Here is an 18345-nt window from a genome sequence, read left to right as displayed (position 1 = left end):
AACATATCCCTGTTGCATGGCAAACCAATAAAATATTTATACGGGATACAGAACCTTTGTACTTATGAAAAATACAAATGCAAAAGCATCGGAAGTAACCGAAACAACAGGCGCTGAAACCAAAAGTGCGCTTCCGTTTACCAGAAAAAACTATATATTAATGCTGGCAGGCATAGCACTTATTCTTGTGGGCTTTTTTATTATGACCCAGGATAAAGAAGAATTCGGCTTTGGTTTTCTGGGCATAACTTTAGGGCCGGCTATTGTTTTTATTGGCTTCATATTTGAATTTTACGCCATTTTCAAAAAAAAATAAGCCTATTAAGGCTCGTACTAACTCACATATCCTAAACTTTTACAATTAATTTTATCAATGGATTTTTTTCAGGCCATTATACTTGCCATTATTGAAGGTATAACAGAATACCTGCCTATCAGTTCAACAGGGCACATGATTATCGGTTCTTCATTAATGGGAATCAGCGAGCTTGAGTTCACCAAGATTTTTGAAGTAAACATTCAGTTTGGCGCCATTTTATCTGTTCTGGTACTTTATTGGAAACGCTTCTTCCAGTCGGTTCAGTTTTATACAAAACTGCTTACAGCTTTTATACCGGCCATGATTATCGGCTTTTTACTGAATGATTTTATTGATTCATTATTAGAGAGCGTGCTGGTTGTGGCTATTTCAATGGTTTTGGGTGGGGTGATATTGATATTCATTGATAAATACTTTGAAAACAAAGCCACAAAAGAAAACATCAGTTACCCTGATGCCCTTAAAATTGGCTTGTTTCAGTGTATAGCCATGATCCCCGGCGTTTCGCGTTCTGCTGCCAGTATCATTGGTGGTATGTTTCAGGGTTTATCAAGAAAAGATTCTGCCGAGTTTTCTTTCTTTCTGGCAGTACCTACCATGTTTGCGGCATCTGCTTACAAGTTGTTAAAGAGCTACAAAGCAGGCTCGCTTACGTTCTCAACCGAAGAGCTGCAATTATTATTAGTGGGTAATGTGGTGGCTTTTATTGTGGCCATGCTGGCTATAAAGTTCTTTATTGGTTTTCTTCAAAAATACGGTTTCAAGGTTTTTGGTTATTATAGAATTATTGTCGGCCTGATTATTATTGGCCTGGTGGCAGCAGGATTTGACCTAAAGATTGTTTAATTGATGCAAACAGTAGCAGACGAGCGCAATGATGTACTGCTGATAGATAAACCTTTGAAATGGACATCGTTTGATGTTGTAAACAAGGTTAGGTACGCAGCTAAATATAAGAAGGTAGGCCACGCCGGTACGTTAGACCCTCTGGCCACCGGCTTGCTGATATTGTGTACCAATAAAAAAACCAAAGAGATTGAGACCTACCAGGCTCAGGAAAAAGAATATACCGGAACCCTGGTGCTTGGCAAAACTACGCCATCGGTTGACCTGGAAACTGATTTTGATGCCGAATATCCTACCGGCCATATTACACCTGATGCCATTCAGCAGGCAGTTACACAACTAACTGGGTTAATTGACCAGATACCCCCGGCACACTCTGCTATAAAAGTAGATGGCAAAAGGGCGTACGAGTCAGCAAGAAAAGGACAGGAAGTGGTCATTAAATCGCGTCAGGTTGAAATAAAAGCCTTTGAGGTTGATGCAGGCAACTTCCCGGAGCTATCGTTCAGAATAGTTTGCTCTAAAGGTACGTATATCAGAAGCCTGGTCAGAGATTTAGGCAAATTACTGCATTCGGGCGCTTACATGAGTTCTTTGCGACGCACACGTATTGGTGAATTCCGCATTGAAAATGCACTCAGCCTCGACCAGTATTTAGAGAATATTCGTAATTTCGCACCCAATAATTGAGTGGTGATACACAAATACTGCGCCCGGGTGCCTTTTAAAACGTCTTAACATTGAAAGTATATTATAATCTATCTGACTTTTCCCCTCTTGCTAATGCTGTGGTAACTAGCGGCACTTTCGACGGGGTTCATTTAGGACATCAGAAAATTCTACAGATTTTACGCGAAAGCACAGCGGCCTCAGGTGGCGAATCGGTTGTTCTTACTTTCTGGCCTCACCCTCGTATGGTGGTTTCGCAAGACAGCCAGGGATTAAAGTTGCTTTCTACCATTGATGAAAAAATTGAGTTGCTTGAGCAACAAGGTGTAAATCATCTATTGATTGTGCCTTTTACCAGAGAGTTCTCAGAGCTGTCTTCAGAAGAATATGTACAGAATATATTGCTTGATACCATTGGCACCAAAAAACTGGTAATAGGCTACGACCACCGCTTTGGCAGAAACCGTGAAGGTGGTTTTGAGTATCTGGAAGCCCATGCGAACCGTTTCGGATTAGAACTGGAAGAAATTCCGCGGCAGGAAATAGACAACCTGGTTATCAGCTCTACACAAATACGGGAGTCGTTACAGAATGGCCAGATTAAAGCGGCCAACGAATTGCTTGGCAGGCCATATACTTTTTCGGGCATAGTTGTTAAAGGCCGTCAGTTGGGCCGAACCATTGGCTTCCCTACCGCTAATGTTCAGGTAGCTGAGTCTTACAAATTAATACCAGCCAATGGCGTATATGCCGTTAAGGCACTTGTACGTGGGCAGTGGCTCAATGGCATTATGAATATAGGTAACCGCCCTACTGTTGACGGCATAGGCCGAACACAGGAAGTGTACATACTAGATTTCAGCGATGATATTTACGGTGAGAACATTACCGTTGAGTTGGTTGATTACATACGGCCTGAACGGAAATTCAACGGACTGGATGAGCTGAAAGGCCAGATAACAAAAGATAAAGAAACGGGTATTCAGATTTTATGCAACTAAACCTGGTAGAAATAATAGGCTGGATTGGGGCGGTATTGGTTACAGGCTCTTATTTCCTGAATATTCAAGGCAAAATGGATGCCAAAGATGCGCGTTACATCTGGGCCAATGCCATTGGTGGAATATGTTTTGTAATCAATACATATTTCCACCAGGCATATCCGTCAATGTTTGTTAATATCGTATGGGTACTTATTGCAGCCGCTGCTGTTTTCAGAAAAAAATAGCATCAGGCATTTTTTACATAACTACCCAGCCATTTTATGGCGTTTCTGTGTTTCTTAAACACTTTCTCCAGATTTTCATCTTTAAAGAAACCCTCTAACTCAATAAAAAACCAGAAATTGAAATCTTCACTGCCTTTGTATGGCCGGCTTTCAATTTTTGTAAGGTTCACACCCGCCTTTTTGAAATCCTGAAGAAAATTGGCCAGAATACCCGGCTTATCGGTATCGGGTAAACGAGCAATAATCGTGGTTTTGTCATTACCGCTTTTCTCATTTACAAAATCTTTGGCCAATATATAAAAGCGGGTACGGTTTTGTCCGTTATCTTCAATGTTGTTGAAAAGCACAGGAAGGCTAAAAAGTTTTGCGGCAATTTCAGAGCAGATGGCTGCACTTTCAGGGTCTTCTGCGGCCAGTTTTGCCGCCTTTGAGGTCGACTCCACCTGAATTTCTTCCGGTTGTGTCTGTTCAAAATACTTGTTCAGAAACCCGCGGCATTGCCTGAAGGCAATGTCTTTAGAATATATCCTTTTGATTTTCGATGGATTCTCAGCTTCTGTAGCCAGCGCAAAATGAACCGGAATCTTTAATTCAGCCGCTACATTTACACTCATCTCATTCAGCAGGTCTACAGTTTCATAAACTATCCCCTCTTGATTATTCTCGATAGGAATCACTCCATATTTAGCTCTGCCGGTATCAACTGCCTCAAAAACCGACTTAATGGTGGGCAGTGTCATGTACTCGCTCATAGCGCCAAACCGGCTTTCTGCCGCCTGATGCGTAAAGCTCCCTTCCGGCCCCAGAAAAGCGATTCTTTCGGGCAATTCAATGTTCCGGGCAGCGGCAAATATTTCCAGAAAAATGGCATCAATGGCATCTTCTGTCAAAGGCCCCTGGCTTTGCGCCTTCATCCTGTCAAGGATGTGCTTTTCGCGCTCGGGTCTGTAAATAATAGCTTTGGTAGAACGTTTTATTTCACCTACCCGCTGCACCAATTGCATGCGTTTATTGAGCAATACTAATAGCTGGTCGTCAATTGAATCAATATCTTTTCTTACTTCGTCTAGTGTCACTGTTAAGATAGGTGTTTAAATGTCTATAATATATTAGGGTAAAACCATTTCAGGCTCATAATCAGGCAACTTCTTTCAAATCGGGGGTTCCTTCTTTCAGGTCAAGAATTTCTTCAAGTTTTTCATCAATTTCATCTTTCTCAACTCTCAGGTTTTCAATAATGAATCGCTGGCGTTCAGGTGTATTTTTGCCCATGTAATAACTCAGAATTTTGGTAATTGATGATTCCTTCTCAAGAATTACGGGGTCCAGTTTAATATCTTCACCTATAAAACCTTCAAACTCATCGGGCGAAATCTCCCCAAGACCTTTAAAACGGGTAATTTCAGGTTTTGGCGAAAGCTTTTTAATTGCCGCCTCTTTTTCTTCATCTGAGTAGCAATATATAGTTTCTTTTTTATTGCGCACCCTGAATAGCGGCGTGTCCAGAATATACAAATGTCCTTCACGCACCAGGTCCGGGAAAAACTGCAGAAAGAATGTAAGCAATAGCAGCCGGATATGCATGCCGTCTACGTCGGCATCGGTAGCTACAATGATCTTCTGGTATCTGAGGCCTTCCAGACCATCTTCAATGTTCAGCGCATGTTGCAGCAGGTTAAATTCTTCGTTTTCGTAAACAATTTTCTTAGTGAGACCAAAACTGTTTAAAGGCTTACCTCTTAAACTGAATACGGCCTGTAATTCGGGGTTTCGCGCTTTGGTTATTGAGCCGCTGGCAGAGTCTCCTTCAGTAATAAACATCACAGTTTCATGACGTTTCTCGTTCTTTTCATCATCCAGATGAAAACGGCAGTCTCTAAGTTTACGGTTATGCAGGTTTGCTTTTTTGGCTCTTTCGTTGGCCAGTTTTTTAATACCAGCCAATTCTTTCCTTTCTCTTTCAGACTGTTCAATGCGCTTTTTAAGGGCATCTTTAACCGCCTGATTCATGTGCAGGTAATTGTCTAGCTGCTCTTTCAGAAAATCGCTTATAAATGTTCTTACCGTTGGTGAATGTGGCTCGGGCGACATATTCTGAGACCCCAGCTTGGTTTTGGTCTGTGACTCAAAAACCGGCTCCTGTACCCGAATAGATATAGCGCCAATGATTGACTGACGGATATCTTCCGGAGCATAGTCTTTACCAAAATGCTCTCTGACAGTTCTTACAATTGCTTCTCTGAAACCCGAAAGGTGCGTACCACCCTGCGTAGTATTTTGTCCGTTTACAAATGAATAATACTCTTCTCCGTACTGGTTACCGTGCGACAACGCCACCTCTATGTCTTCGCCTTTCAGGTGAATAATAGGGTACCTCAACAGGTCTTCATCTGTTTTGCGTCGCAGCAGGTCAAGTAATCCATTCTGAGAAATGTACTTCTGTTTATTAAAGAATATAGCAAGCCCTGCGTTCAGGTAGCAGTAATTCCAGATCATTGACTCCACAAATTGCGGTATATAATGATAGTGCTTAAACACTGTGTCGTCAGGTGTAAAAGTAACCCAGGTACCATTCTTCTGGTCTGTATCTATAATTTCCGATTCGCTCACCAATTCACCTTTAGAAAACTCAGCCCATTTGGTTTTACCATCTCGGTAAGCCTGTACTTTAAACCTTGACGAAAGCGCATTTACAGCCTTTGTACCTACCCCGTTAAGCCCCACTGCTTTCTGAAAAGCCTTGCTATCATATTTGGCGCCCGTGTTTATTTTAGATACCACATCAACTACTTTACCCAGGGGTATTCCGCGTCCGTAATCTCTTACCTCCAAACTACCTTCGTCCAGTTTTATCTCAATAGACCTGCCATAACCCATGGCATATTCATCAATACAATTATCCAGTACCTCTTTTAATAAAACATAGATTCCATCATCAGCAGCCGATCCGTCTCCTAATTTTCCGATATACATACCCGGCCGTAATCTTATGTGTTCCTTCCAGTCAAGCGAACGAATACTGTCTTCGTTATAAGTTACTTCCTTGTTTTCAGCCATTTTTGAAAAATATTTTGTTTTATTTGATTTTATAACTTACTTTGCAATTCAAAGTTCTTTTTATCACATACTTAATACCAAAGCGCAAAAAAATAAAAAAACTTCACTTACTTTGCATTGTATTAAGTTGTGGCACACATAAATTCCTAATTGTAATTTGGCAAATAACGTTATAGATATGAAATTTAACAAAAATAATTTCTTACAAAGTTTTCTCAAAATTACGGTTTTTACGCTAATAATTAGCAATACTTTTGCACAAAATGCCCCCACAGGTAACGGAGGCGGCCCAGCCACCGGGCCAATATCACCTGCAAACACAACCGGAGCCCCCATTGGTACGAAGGGCAATCCGGGAAATACACCGCAAACTTCAAATACCCAGCAAAACGGCACTCAACAAACAGGTAGTAATAACAGAAATGTAAGTAATGACCCCAATTCATCCAGAAATCTGCAATTAAGTGCAGCAGACCTTGCTTCAATGGCACGAGAAGACTCGTTGAAGTCAGTTCGTGAGTCTGAATTGGAAAAAGACGCTTCAAGAGCAGCCCTACGAAAAAGAATTTTTGGCTACAATTTATTCAATACCACCAGGTTTGACCCAACGCCGGCACTAAATATTGCTACACCCAGCAATTATGTACTAGGCCCAAACGACCAGTTGGTTATTGATATTTATGGATACTCACAGGCTAACTATAAGACGGTTATATCGCCAGACGGCTATATAACATTAGACCGTGTCGGGCTTATTTATCTGGCTGGTTCGTCTATGGAGCAGGCAAGAGAGAAAATTATGGCCCGAATGGCCAAAGTTTATACAGGTTTAAAGTCTTATGAAGGTTTTCCGCCTAACACGCATCTGATTGTTTCTCTGGGCAATATCAGAAGCATAAAAGTAACGGTTACAGGCGAAGTGGTAGCACCTGGCACGTACACACTTTCTTCGCTGTCATCCATACTTAATGCCTTGTATGCCTGCGGTGGCCCTAACGAGTTGGGTACGTTCAGAAAGATTAATTTGATACGGAATAACCGAATTGTTGCTTCGCTTGATTTGTACGAAGTACTCATTAAAGGTTTTGCCAAAGATAACATTATTCTACAAGATCAGGACATCATCCAGATTTCGCCATTTATTTCAAGGATAGCAGTTAGCGGTAATACCAAAAGAAATGGATTATTTGAACTAACCGAAAATGAAAAACTATCAGATTTAATTAGCTATGCCGGAGGTTTTAACCCTTATGCCTACCGTCACCGCATAAAAGTGCATAGAAACACCAGCCGTGAACGTAAAATACTGGATGTACTGGAAGCAGATTTTAATACCTTCAGTATAATGTCTGGCGACTCTGTAATCACTGAAAGACTCCTTGAAAGATACGAAAACATGGTCAAAATTCAGGGTTCGGTTTTCCGCCCGGGTGAGTATTCACTAGACAGCAACCCTACCCTTATGCAATTGGTTAAGTCGGCAGAAGGATTACGCGGCGAAGCCCTGACGGGAAGAATTGCCATATCCAGAACCAGAGAAGATATGATTATTGAAAACATATCGCTCAATCTGGATGATATAATAAAAGGTAAATCGGCGGATGTGGTTCTTAAGAGAGAAGATGTAGTAACTATTCCATCGGTATTTGACCTAACAGAACCAGCTTATATACGTATTCAGGGCGCTATTAATAACCCGGACGGGCAAGGTGGCATTGAAATTCCGTATGTAAGAAACCTTACAATTGAAGACGTACTGGTAAAAGTAGGCGGTTTGTCAGAATCTGCCTCTTTATCAAGAGTAGAAGTAGTAAGACGCAAGCGCAATGTAGACCCAACATCAACCAGTGCGCAGATATCAGATACTTTTCAGTTCAATATCCGCCCTGACCTGAGTGTGGAAACGGCCGGTACTAGCTTTATTCTTTATCCGTTCGACGAAATTTTCATCAGAAAATCACCCAACTACGTAAGCCAGTCTTTTGTAAGTGTTGAGGGCGAAGTTTTGTTTCCGGCCAGATATGGAATTAAAAACAAAGACGAGAAAATATCTGACGCCATTGCACGTGCAGGCGGGCTTACGCCGCAATCTTACATTGAAGGGGCAACGCTTATCAGAACCATTCAGTTGAGCGATGTAGAGCTGGAACAAAGAAGAAAAACGATCAGCGAAATTGCCAATAGCGCCGGCAATAACCAGAGAATTGAAATTGAAGCAGATAGTAGCACCAAAAAATCATCAATAGGTATTGACCTCAAGAAAATCATAGAAAACCCGGGTTCAAATGCGGATATGATTCTTCAGGATGGTGACATCATCCGTATTCCTAAACGCCTGGAAACTGTCCGTATTCAGGGCGAGGTACTCTATCCAACTACGATTAAGTACATTAACCGAGAAACCTTCATGAATTACGTTTCAAAGGCTGGTGGTTTTACAAAAAAATCGCTTAAAAGTAAATCATATATTTTATATGCTAACGGCTCGGTTGACCGGACCAGACGCTTTTTCTTCGTAAATATTTATCCAAAGGTTGAACCTGGTTCAGAGATTATTATTCCTCAAAGAAACCTTACTGCCCAACAGCAGCTATCGCAGCTTCAGGGATTCTTAACTGCCATTGGCGCAACCATGACCACAGTAGTTACCATTCTCGGAATCATTTCGCTTTCAAAATAATTAGTGGTAAAAAAAACACTATTTTTAATAAAACAATGGCTGAAACACAAATCATACAAGAAGAGCAGATCAGTACAAAAGAGTTATTTCAGAAGATTGTTAAGTTTTTTAAACTGATAGGTAGTGAGTGGAGATTGCTTTTGATAAGTATTGCTATAGGTACATTAGGCAGTATTATCTTTGACATCAAGAACTTCAAGGAGTCGCAGTATTACGGAGAGCTTCATTTCAATCTGGAGTCTGGTTCGTCTAACCAGAATGCCATGGGTAGTTTTGCCGGCATTGCCAGTGCCTTTGGAGTTGGTAATATGGGTGGCTCACAGTCGAATGATTTATTCAGTGGTGGCAACTTTACGTCAGTAATTTCATCAAAGGCATTGTACGAAAGAGCCCTCATGAAAGAGGTAGTAGTTAATAACCGGAAGGTATTGTTTATTAATTATTATAAAGACAGTAGCGATATAAGCCGTAAAGAATGGGCTGGCGACTGGTTTAAGGCCGCCAATACGGCAGCAATTAAATTCAGATTTAAACCCAAAAGCCCTGACCAGTTCAGTAAACCTGAAAACGAAATTGTTACAGCCATTTATGAAAAACTGGTAAAACAGACCACCATGGCTCCTTTAGACAAGAATGGTTCAATAATGGTGCTGTCGGCCAATACAAATAGCGAAATGCTTACAAAAATTTGGCTTGAAACCCTGTTAAAAACCCTGGAAGAGTTTTACATTGAAGTGCGCACCAAAAAAACAAAAGAAATATACGATATTCAGGTAGGCCGTCTGAGAGAATTGGAAGGCAAGTTAAGCTCTGCAGACAGACAACTGGCTATTACCACCTACCAGAACCTGAACGCTGTTGACCCCACAGCGCCTATGCGCCAGCAACAGCAAAACCGTAACAACAATTTTATATCAAATCAGTATTATACGCAAATGGCGTCTGTAGAAAACCTCAGAATGCTTTTGATTCATCAGACTCCCCTCTTTACTATGCTTCAGCCGGTGCGCCTGCCATTAATCAGAAAAGATTACATTATTGGTGGCAGCTCAAAATTGGGGGCATTTTTAGGCTTTTTTATTTGCGTAGTGTTTATCATTTTCAGAAGAACCTATCAGGAGCTGGTTAGCTAAATGTAAGTTTTTATTATTGATTGAATTTGAATTGTGCATGAAAAAATCGGATAACGAAATAGTAATAAAAGCGGGTAAATCGGCACTTCATTATTGGAAAGACATCTGGCTGCAGAGAGAACTATTCTGGATACTGGGTAAGCGAGATATCATGGTGCGCTACAAACAAACAGTGTTAGGTATTGCCTGGGCGGTTTTCAGGCCATTACTAACGGCAGTTGTAATGACCTTTGCCTTTGGTAAAATTGCCAGAATGGAGACTGACTCAACTTTGCCCTATATGATTATTGTTATACCGGGCGTAATTATATGGCTTTTCTTTTCGCAGTGTCTTTCACAAATCAGTAATAGTATTGTAGGCAATGGCAATCTGGTGTCGAAGGTGTATTTTCCACGGATAATCATCCCATTCAGTTCGTTGCTGGTAGGGCTTCTGGATGCCCTCATAGCTTTTGCCATGTTTTTTGTCTTTTGCCTCTATTACCAGTTTATGCCCAACTGGCAGATACTCATGGCACCGCTTTTTATGTTGCTGGCTTATCTCAATGCTTTTGGGCTGGGTCTTATTGCCGCCGTTTTAAATGTTAAATACCGCGATATTGCCCAGATTATTCCATTCATTGTTCAGTTTGGTTTCTTTATTTCTCCGGTCGGTTACACAAGCGAACAACAAAAAACTGCTTGGTGGTATACTTATTATAATCTAAACCCGATTGTTGGAACCATAGACGGTATGCGCTGGTCTTTATTGGCCGACCACTCTCCACTAAACTGGCAGAGCCTGTTGCCAAGCATTATATTTGCTATAATATCGGTGATTTTTTCCATTTGGTTTTTCCGTAAAAACGAAAATTCTTTTGTGGATTACATTTAATTTTTGGACTACTGAAAGGCACTTTGCATGAAAGCAATATCAATAAAAAATATTTCAAAGAAGTACATACTTAGCCATAAGAAAAAGAAATATCTGAATCTGAAAGAAACCCTTTCGGGCTTTGTGCAAGAGATGTTTGCCAATAAAGAAGAGCAGGAAACCAAAGAGGTTTTCTGGGCTTTAAGGGGTGTGAGCTTTGATATTGAACAGGGAGACAGAGTAGGAATTGTGGGTTCTAATGGTGCAGGTAAGTCAACCCTTTTAAAAATACTAAGCCGTATAACCGAGCCTACACATGGCGAAGTACGTGTAAAAGGCAGAATGGCCAGCCTGCTTGAGGTGGGTACGGGGTTTCATCCTGAATTAACCGGAAGAGAGAATATTTTTCTGAATGGTGCGATTCTGGGAATGCGGCAGGACGAAATAAGAAAACAATTTGATGAAATTGTTGATTTTGCCGGTATAGAAAAATTTCTTGATACACCTGTAAAACGTTATTCATCAGGCATGTATGTGCGTCTGGGATTTGCCATTGCCGCGCATCTTGAACCTGAAATATTGATTGTAGACGAAGTGCTTGCCGTAGGCGACTCTGAGTTTCAGAAAAAGTGTCTGGGCAAAATGAAAGATGTGTCCAGCCATGGCCGTACGGTATTGTTTGTAAGCCACAATGCCACCGCTATTCAGGGGCTTTGTAATAAGGCTGCGTTCTTGCAAAAGGGAGGCCTTGTTAAATATGGTGAAGTGGGTGAAGTGCTACACGATTACATGACAAGCATTTCAAAATTTAAACTGACACAAAGCTGGGATACCCCAGACGACGCACCGGGTAATGACATGGTACGTATTAAGCACGTTGAGTTATCGCCCGACTTTGTTAACGGCAGCAAAAATATAGATGTGCGCACGCCGCTTAAAGTGATATTTGAGTTCTGGAATATGGTTGAAAACGCAGAGCTTAACCTGAGTGTTTTTTTATATAGCATGACAGGCGAATGCGTTTTTAACGTAGGCAGTACAGCCAGGAATTTTACCAAAGGGTTGGTAAAAGGTGTGTTGGAGATACCGGGTAATTTCCTTAACGATGGTTCATATTATATATCGGTTATGATTGTAAAAGACACCTCAGACCCGGTATTTTTTATAGAAGATGCCATCAGTTTTGATGTGGCCGACTACCGCGAAGGCACCAGCTGGTATGGCAAATGGCCAGGTGCCGTGCGCCCGATACATATTCCGGTGAAAACGTGGAAAGTTGACGGGCTTATTTCATAACCCGCCGAAACCCCATAGTGTAATACCTTTGAAAGGATTCTGAAATTCATCTTCCTTATATTCAAATATTAATTACATTTGCAAACTGCATTTTGAATAGGCTCAGAAACCTGTGTATCACGCGACTATAACGTTACAGCCATAAAATCTGAGTAGATTCTGAATCTTCATCAGTTTTCAAACCTAGTAATAGCACATTGTGATAAACGTAACAAAATCATTTTTACCCCCTTTTGAAGAATACCAGGATAAAATAAAGGGTATCTGGGAAAGTACATGGCTTACTAATAATGGCCCACTGGTGCAGGAATTAGAAGCCCGCCTTAAAGAATACCTGGGCGTTAAAAACCTTTTGTTTGTAACCAATGGTACAATTGCCCTGCAATTAGCCATTAAGGCGCTGCATCTGCAAGGCGAAATTATAACTACTCCTTTTTCTTACTGTGCCACTACTACATCAATTCTTTGGGAAAACGTAAAGCCTGTTTTTGTAGATATTGAGGCAGATACCTATAATATTGATGCTGATTTAATTGAGCAGGCCATTACCGACAAAACCACTGCCATAATGGCTACGCATGTGTATGGCAGGCCATGCAATGTTGAAAAAATTGAGCAGATTGCCCGTAAATATAACCTGAAAGTAATTTATGATGGCGCCCATAGTTTTGGCGCAACTTATAAAGGCAATTCGGTTCTTTCTTATGGCGATGTGGCCACCTGTAGTTTTCATGCTACAAAGGTTTTTCATACAGTAGAGGGAGGGTGTGTGATATGTAAAGACGACGAACTATTAAAAGTATTGGCGCATTACAGAAGTTTCGGGCATAAAAACGATGACTATTACATGATGGGTATCAATGCCAAAAACTCAGAGTTCCATGCAGCTATGGGTCTGGTTAACCTGCCACATGTAGCCGATATCATAGAAAAAAGAAAAATTGTTTCTGAAAAATATAATGAGCTGCTTAACTGGGATAAACTGAAACAACCCCGGCAAAATATAGAAGGCTTTGTTTATAACTATGCCTACTACCCTATTATGTTACCCTCTGAACAAAAACTGCTTGAGGTAACCGCAGCCCTAAAGAAAGAAGACATTGTTCCCCGGCGGTATTTTTATCCGTCTCTCAATCAGCTGCCTTATTTAGATTTCTACACACCATGCCCGGTTTCTGAGCGGTTGTCAGTAGCGGCATTATCATTACCTTTGTATTATGATTTGGCGCTTGAAGATGCAGAACGAATTGCCAAGATAGTAAATAGTACACTTTAATCTATTGTTTAAGAAAACGAATTGCTTCTGTGGTTGATGTATCCATAATTATTGTCAATTATCGTACACCTGAGTTAATTGTTGAGTGTCTGAAAACAGTGCAGCAGTTTACACAGAAGGTTAGTTATGAGGTAATTGTGGTAGACAACCAGTCGAAAGGCGATGATGAAGGCTATGTAAAGGCGGTTTTTCCGGAGGTAAACTGGCTACCTACAGGTTATAATGCAGGCTTTGGCAGAGCCAATAATCTGGGTATGAAGCAGGCTAAAGGCAGATATTTTTTATTACTGAACTCAGATACCAAGTTGTTTGAAGATGTAATAGACCGCTGTGTCAGTAACCTTGATAATCGCCCGGATGCCATTGCCGGTGGTGCATATCAGGTATATCCGGATCTGACACCCCGTGCGTTTTATCATACATTTACGTTCAGACGCGATTTCTGGATTACCCCACCCCCACTCAGAAAATACCTCGATACGCTTATACCCTACACAAAATATGACGACCCTGAGCAGGTAGACTACATTGCCGCTGCATTTCTTATGGTGCGGCGCGAAGGCTTTGAAAAAACCGGGGGCTTCGATGAAGAGTTTTTTCTGTATGGTGAAGATACCGAATGGGGAAACAGACTTGGAAAAATTGGCAGGCAACTGGTTTTTAAAAACTGTCGTATCATTCATGAAGAATGGGGCAGTAAACCAGAACGCTACGAAGATGCCCGTAACTATACTTATTTTAACCGGTTTGATGAACAGATTCAGCTTTCTAATCTGGTTTGGATTCGGAAACAGTATGGAGCATTGCATTATTTTTTACTCATGCTACATTACTGGATTTGGGTTCCTGTATTTTTTATGATGAAAATGGTATCCAATATTCTTCATCTGAAAAACCCTTTCGGAGAGCTACATAACCAGAAAAGATTTGCCCGTACGATAGGCCTTTTTTCAGGCTATTTCTGGAGCATTCTATTGAAAAAACCAACTTTCTATAAAATTAGTAAATGAAAGATAAAACCATTCTTTTTCTGACACCAACCGGCGGCCGGACAGGCTCTGAGATGATGATATGGTATCTGCTGAAGCATTTATCAGGCAAAATCAGATCGGTGGTGTACAGTTGCAGCAATGGTGAGTTATTTGCAAAACACTCAACCGCCGACCAGACCTTTATCAATACCAGTAAAAATGGCTTTTTATCTAAAATTTATGAAGGCATTTACTTTCAGCTATTCAGAAAAACGCCGGAAGAAAACCGGATTCTGAAAATACAGGCACAGGTAAAAGCAGACAAATGGTACCTGAATACCCTTACCATGCCTCGTTTTGCAAGGCTGGCGCATAGCCTTCATATCCCCTATTTTGTTCATGTACATGAGTTGGTAGGGATTTATGACGAAATTGTGTATGACGATTTCCGGTTTCAGTTTGACCACGCAGAAAAAATAATCTGCTGCTCGGCCATTGTCGAAAAAAGAATCCGGCAGATGGGCTATAACAATACCATTCTTCTGCATGAATTTGTAGATACAGAAAAAATAGTAGTTAAACAAAAGGCAGAAGCGTTAAGAAAACAATTGGGAATACCAGCCAACGCGTTTGTATGGTTGATGTCTGGCTCTATGAACCACCGAAAAGGATATGACCTGGTACCGGATGTGGTTGAAAACCTTCCTGAAAATACATACCTGATTTGGCTGGGTAACATCAAGAAAACAGGGGTTTTACACTATCTTCAACAAAGGGCGGCAACTGAAAAACTGAATTTTTTAATGATTGGTGAACAATCTGATGCCTATTATGATTATTTTAATATGGCAGATGGTTTTGTTTTGCTGGCCCGCGAAGACCCCTTCCCTTTGGTAATGATAGAGGCTGCTTATCTTCAAAAGCCCATTGCAGGTTTTAATTCAGGCGGAATATCTGAATTTATGCAGCCGGGCATGGGTCTGGTAGTTGATAGCTTTAACCCCGCAGATTTAGCCGGCGCAATGGTACAGATTCAGAATAAGCAAATTGAAATAAATAAAGAAACACTAAAAAACAGGGCGATAAACTTTGATATCAGAAACCAGATTGAGAAGTGGGTTAGTTTTTTTAATGAAAACCAGGAATAAAAGATATGAGCGCAATAAATGATATACTTGTTGAATTAAAAGAAGCACAAAAAGTGCTGGATGATTTTATTTCTTCAGAACAAAACCTTAAAAATATAGAGGCAATTGCTAATCTGATGGCAGATGCTTTACTAGATGGCAAAAAAATTATTTCTTGTGGCAACGGCGGTTCTCATTGCGACGCCATGCATTTTGCCGAAGAACTTTCTGGCAGGTACAGAGAAAACCGCCGCTCGCTGGCAGCAATAGCTATATCAGACCCAAGCCACATTTCCTGCACGGGCAACGATTACGGTTTCGACTTCGTTTTCTCGCGCTTTATAGAAGGCCTGGGTAATGCCGGTGATATGTTGTTGGGCATTAGCACCAGTGGCAACTCTAAAAACATAATAAATGCTGTAAATGCCGCCCGCGAAAAAGGCATGAAGGTTGTCATCTTCTCGGGTAAAGACGGTGGCCAATTGAGAGGAAAAGCCGATGCCGAAATAATTGTACCGCACTTTGGGTATGCAGACCGCATTCAGGAGATTCATATCAAGGTGATTCATATTCTGATGCTGCTGATTGAAAAAAAAGTATTAAGCACTGAAAAGTAATGTGTTACATTTCGGGTTTTAGTTATTACCCGTTGAATAAAGCATCTTGTTTTTAAAAAACTGTTTATCATTATTTTCTGAATACCTTTAGGTTAATACATCCCTATTCATGAAGATTCTCTTTGTCAGTCATGACGCAAACAGAGCCGGAGCTCAGCTTTTTTTGTTAAATATTATGCGGTATTTTCAAAAAAAGAAGGTTTCAGTTCATTTGCTATTGCTTGATGGGGGTGTTCTGGAAAAAGACTTTGAGCAAATTGCTCAATTATATCATTATCCTAAAGATACCCACCATGCTCCTGAAACTTTAAGCAAGCGATGGCTGGGTAAAATTGGTATGAAGCAAGCCACTTATTACCAGAAAAATAAAGTGGACCTTAAAAACAAATTGGCTAATGAACATTTCGACTTTATTTATGCCAATACCATAGCCTCTGCCCCGGTTATAACAGAACTTCTGTCAATTCTGAATGCCCCGCTCATTACGCATATTCATGAGCTTGAGTTTTCAATCCAACTTTATTCAGAGCAAAGCGATAGAATTACTTTGTTTCAGAAAAGTGCCTGTATAATTGCCTGCTCAATGGCTGTGGCAGATAATCTGATAAAAAATCACGGTGTTGACAGCCATCAAGTAAAAATAATTCATTCGTTTGTTGATAATGATGCGGTGCTTCAAAGGTCGGCTCAGGTAAATAAACAAGCCATCAGAAAGCAATACAATATTCCGGAAGGCTCATTTCTGATTGGCGGATGTGGCAATGCTGAATGGCGAAAAGGTGTTGATGTGTTTGTTTCTCTGGCAAAGAGGTTACTTACCGCTAATACAGCTGAAATACATTTTGTGTGGGTGGGTATCAGGAAATCTGGTGAGTATTATGAACAAATAGCCTTTGATGTGGAAAGGATGGGTATCGGCGAACATATTACCTTTATTGAACCCACCCCCGAAGCCATTGAACTAATAAATTGTTTTGATGTTTTCACGGTAGTTTCACGCGAAGACCCATTCCCTCTGGTAATGCTTGAAGCCGCGCTTGCCGAACGAACTATTTTCGGATTTGAAAAAACCGGTGGCTGCTCTGAATTTATTGAACAAGACGCCGGAAAACTTTTTGACTATCTGGATATTGAAAATATGGCCCTTGCAATTCTGGCTCTGAAGGATACCCCTAACCATGTTTTTGGTAAAAGAGCCAAAGAAAAAGTTTTGCAGCAATACAGTTTTGAAAACTCTATTGTTAAAATTGAAAAGTTATTTGAGAATCTGGCATAAAAGACTGGCGCATACATGACACTCGCTTTCACACTTTGCTCTGTTAACTATCTGGCACAGGCACATACATTAGGCGACTCGCTTAAAAAACATAATCCGGATTTCCGGTTTGTAATCGGGCTGGTAGATAAACTGGATACCAAAGATATTGATACATCTAAACTGCCTGATTACCCGCTGCTTGAGCTGGATAAGATACAGATAGCAGACCTGCCCGGTATGTGCGAACGTTATGATATAACAGAACTAAATACAGCAGTTAAGCCCTATTATCTTGATTATTTTCTTAGAAACAACCCGGAGGCGACCAATATAATCTACTTTGACCCAGATATTATTGTTTTTGATAAGCTCACGCATCTGGAAGAAAGCCTACAAAAATACGATATTGTTGTTACCCCGCATACCACAACCCCTTACAACGACACCAAATGGCAAAATGAAGAAGATATTGTAAATACAGGCGTTTTTAACTTTGGTTTTGTGGCCATCAGAAGGTCAGATTCAGCCAGAAAAATGGTTGACTGGTGGTGCCAAAAACTGGAAAAAGAATGCCTTATTGACCTATGCAATGGCTTGTTTGTAGACCAGCACTGGGCAGATTTTTTTCCGGTTTATTTTGACAACGTGTTAATCAACAAGCATCTGGGCTACAATGTAGCCTACTGGAATCTGCATGAGAGAATATGCACCGAGAAAGACGGCAAATGGTTTATTAACAATTCAACGGCTTTACAGTTTTTTCATTACAGCGGTTACCTGATAGCAAAACCCAATGAGGTGTCTAAATACCAGAACAGAATAAACTTTGAAGACAGGCCTGATATAGTAGCATTATTTGAGCTTTATAGAAATGAATTGCTTAAGAACAACGAGCTTTACTGGAAACATTTTAAGTGCGATTATATTAAACCTCCTAAAATAAAACGATATTTGCGGGTAAGAAAATATTTAAAACTCCCGCTTGAAAAATTAGCTCAGCTGGTTGAGTCATAAT

The 18345-nt window shown here is 40.6% G+C and carries 17 protein-coding genes; 15 read left to right on the top strand and 2 right to left on the bottom strand.

Features of this window, described 5'->3' with window-relative positions:
• Positions 1-64: 64 nt before the first annotated feature.
• From NZ848_RS16845 to NZ848_RS16825, 5 genes are read left to right on the top strand one after another with little or no spacing between them, the layout of a single operon-like run.
• On the top strand, positions 65-316 hold the full coding sequence (locus NZ848_RS16845) for a DUF3098 domain-containing protein (RefSeq protein ID WP_253535172.1): 252 nt from the start codon (positions 65-67) through the stop codon (positions 314-316).
• Positions 317-373: 57 nt separating this feature from the next.
• Positions 374-1165 (top strand): undecaprenyl-diphosphate phosphatase, encoded by a 792-nt coding sequence (locus NZ848_RS16840; RefSeq protein WP_259016486.1) that lies wholly within the window; start codon positions 374-376, stop codon positions 1163-1165.
• Positions 1166-1168: 3 nt separating this feature from the next.
• Entirely contained in the window at positions 1169-1855 is a 687-nt protein-coding gene (truB, locus tag NZ848_RS16835; protein WP_253535170.1) for a tRNA pseudouridine(55) synthase TruB, read from the top strand.
• A gap of 50 nt (positions 1856-1905) precedes the next feature.
• The gene (locus NZ848_RS16830; RefSeq protein ID WP_259016485.1) at positions 1906-2835 is read left to right on the top strand and encodes a bifunctional riboflavin kinase/FAD synthetase; all 930 of its coding nucleotides are present in this window, start codon (positions 1906-1908) and stop codon (positions 2833-2835) included.
• A complete protein-coding gene (locus NZ848_RS16825) occupies positions 2826-3062 on the top strand; it encodes a CBU_0592 family membrane protein (RefSeq protein WP_101727118.1) in 237 nt (78 codons plus the stop codon). Before NZ848_RS16830 ends, NZ848_RS16825 begins: the two co-directional genes overlap by 10 nt.
• Positions 3063-3064: 2 nt before the next feature.
• Here the strand turns inward: NZ848_RS16825 and pheA are convergent, their stop codons facing one another.
• On the bottom strand, positions 3065-4138 hold the full coding sequence (gene pheA, locus NZ848_RS16820; RefSeq protein WP_101727119.1) for a prephenate dehydratase: 1074 nt from the start codon (positions 4136-4138) through the stop codon (positions 3065-3067).
• A gap of 61 nt (positions 4139-4199) precedes the next feature.
• A complete protein-coding gene (locus NZ848_RS16815; RefSeq protein ID WP_253535166.1) occupies positions 4200-6119 on the bottom strand; it encodes a DNA topoisomerase IV subunit B in 1920 nt (639 codons plus the stop codon).
• A 178-nt stretch (positions 6120-6297) separates the two neighbouring features.
• On the opposite strand from NZ848_RS16815, the gene NZ848_RS16810 reads away from it, so the two are divergent.
• The 10 genes from NZ848_RS16810 (at position 6298) to NZ848_RS16765 (ending at position 18344) form a co-directional block, all read left to right on the top strand.
• Positions 6298-8799: an SLBB domain-containing protein gene (locus NZ848_RS16810; RefSeq protein ID WP_253535165.1), complete on the top strand. Its 2502-nt coding sequence runs from the start codon at positions 6298-6300 to the stop codon at positions 8797-8799.
• A gap of 35 nt (positions 8800-8834) precedes the next feature.
• Positions 8835-9932: a hypothetical protein gene (locus NZ848_RS16805; protein ID WP_259016484.1), complete on the top strand. Its 1098-nt coding sequence runs from the start codon at positions 8835-8837 to the stop codon at positions 9930-9932.
• 37 nt (positions 9933-9969) lie between these two features.
• Complete coding sequence (locus NZ848_RS16800) at positions 9970-10806, top strand: ABC transporter permease (RefSeq protein WP_253535163.1); 837 nt, start codon at positions 9970-9972, stop codon at positions 10804-10806.
• Positions 10807-10833: 27 nt separating this feature from the next.
• The gene (locus tag NZ848_RS16795) at positions 10834-12081 is read left to right on the top strand and encodes an ABC transporter ATP-binding protein (RefSeq protein WP_253535162.1); all 1248 of its coding nucleotides are present in this window, start codon (positions 10834-10836) and stop codon (positions 12079-12081) included.
• A 199-nt stretch (positions 12082-12280) separates the two neighbouring features.
• Positions 12281-13357, top strand: coding sequence for a DegT/DnrJ/EryC1/StrS family aminotransferase (locus NZ848_RS16790; RefSeq protein ID WP_259016483.1), 1077 nt, complete (start codon positions 12281-12283; stop codon positions 13355-13357).
• 29 nt (positions 13358-13386) lie between these two features.
• Positions 13387-14367: a glycosyltransferase family 2 protein gene (locus NZ848_RS16785; protein WP_259016482.1), complete on the top strand. Its 981-nt coding sequence runs from the start codon at positions 13387-13389 to the stop codon at positions 14365-14367.
• Complete coding sequence (locus NZ848_RS16780) at positions 14364-15476, top strand: glycosyltransferase family 4 protein (protein WP_259016481.1); 1113 nt, start codon at positions 14364-14366, stop codon at positions 15474-15476. The genes NZ848_RS16785 and NZ848_RS16780 overlap by 4 nt, the downstream gene beginning before the upstream one ends.
• A 5-nt stretch (positions 15477-15481) precedes the next feature.
• The gene (gene lpcA / locus NZ848_RS16775; RefSeq protein ID WP_259016480.1) at positions 15482-16072 is read left to right on the top strand and encodes a D-sedoheptulose 7-phosphate isomerase; all 591 of its coding nucleotides are present in this window, start codon (positions 15482-15484) and stop codon (positions 16070-16072) included.
• Positions 16073-16181: 109 nt separating this feature from the next.
• The gene (locus tag NZ848_RS16770; RefSeq protein WP_259016479.1) at positions 16182-17348 is read left to right on the top strand and encodes a glycosyltransferase family 4 protein; all 1167 of its coding nucleotides are present in this window, start codon (positions 16182-16184) and stop codon (positions 17346-17348) included.
• Between the two features lie 15 nt (positions 17349-17363).
• Positions 17364-18344, top strand: coding sequence for a glycosyltransferase (locus tag NZ848_RS16765; RefSeq protein ID WP_259016478.1), 981 nt, complete (start codon positions 17364-17366; stop codon positions 18342-18344).
• The last annotated feature ends 1 nt before the right edge of the window (position 18345 follow it).

Origin of the sequence: Emticicia fluvialis (genome assembly GCF_024793945.1) — a bacterium.
In the GTDB taxonomy this organism is placed as follows: Bacteria; Bacteroidota; Bacteroidia; order Cytophagales; family Spirosomataceae; genus Emticicia; species Emticicia fluvialis.
The sequence above is the reverse complement of the archived record's forward strand: the minus strand, read 5'-3'. Positions and strand labels throughout refer to the sequence as shown.

What these genes read in the sequence shown, in the direction of transcription:
- NZ848_RS16845 (WP_253535172.1), top strand. Translation starts at nt 65, where the DNA reads ATGAAAAATACAAATGCAAAAGCATCGGAAGTAACCGAAACAACAGGC.
- NZ848_RS16770 (WP_259016479.1), top strand. Translation starts at nt 16,182, where the DNA reads ATGAAGATTCTCTTTGTCAGTCATGACGCAAACAGAGCCGGAGCTCAG.
- NZ848_RS16805 (WP_259016484.1), top strand. Translation starts at nt 8,835, where the DNA reads ATGGCTGAAACACAAATCATACAAGAAGAGCAGATCAGTACAAAAGAG.
- NZ848_RS16780 (WP_259016481.1), top strand. Translation starts at nt 14,364, where the DNA reads ATGAAAGATAAAACCATTCTTTTTCTGACACCAACCGGCGGCCGGACA.
- NZ848_RS16795 (WP_253535162.1), top strand. Translation starts at nt 10,834, where the DNA reads ATGAAAGCAATATCAATAAAAAATATTTCAAAGAAGTACATACTTAGC.
- lpcA (WP_259016480.1), top strand. Translation starts at nt 15,482, where the DNA reads ATGAGCGCAATAAATGATATACTTGTTGAATTAAAAGAAGCACAAAAA.
- NZ848_RS16765 (WP_259016478.1), top strand. Translation starts at nt 17,364, where the DNA reads ATGACACTCGCTTTCACACTTTGCTCTGTTAACTATCTGGCACAGGCA.
- NZ848_RS16840 (WP_259016486.1), top strand. Translation starts at nt 374, where the DNA reads ATGGATTTTTTTCAGGCCATTATACTTGCCATTATTGAAGGTATAACA.
- NZ848_RS16810 (WP_253535165.1), top strand. Translation starts at nt 6,298, where the DNA reads ATGAAATTTAACAAAAATAATTTCTTACAAAGTTTTCTCAAAATTACG.
- NZ848_RS16815 (WP_253535166.1), bottom strand. Translation starts at nt 6,119, where the DNA reads ATGGCTGAAAACAAGGAAGTAACTTATAACGAAGACAGTATTCGTTCG.
- truB (WP_253535170.1), top strand. Translation starts at nt 1,169, where the DNA reads ATGCAAACAGTAGCAGACGAGCGCAATGATGTACTGCTGATAGATAAA.
- NZ848_RS16825 (WP_101727118.1), top strand. Translation starts at nt 2,826, where the DNA reads ATGCAACTAAACCTGGTAGAAATAATAGGCTGGATTGGGGCGGTATTG.
- NZ848_RS16800 (WP_253535163.1), top strand. Translation starts at nt 9,970, where the DNA reads ATGAAAAAATCGGATAACGAAATAGTAATAAAAGCGGGTAAATCGGCA.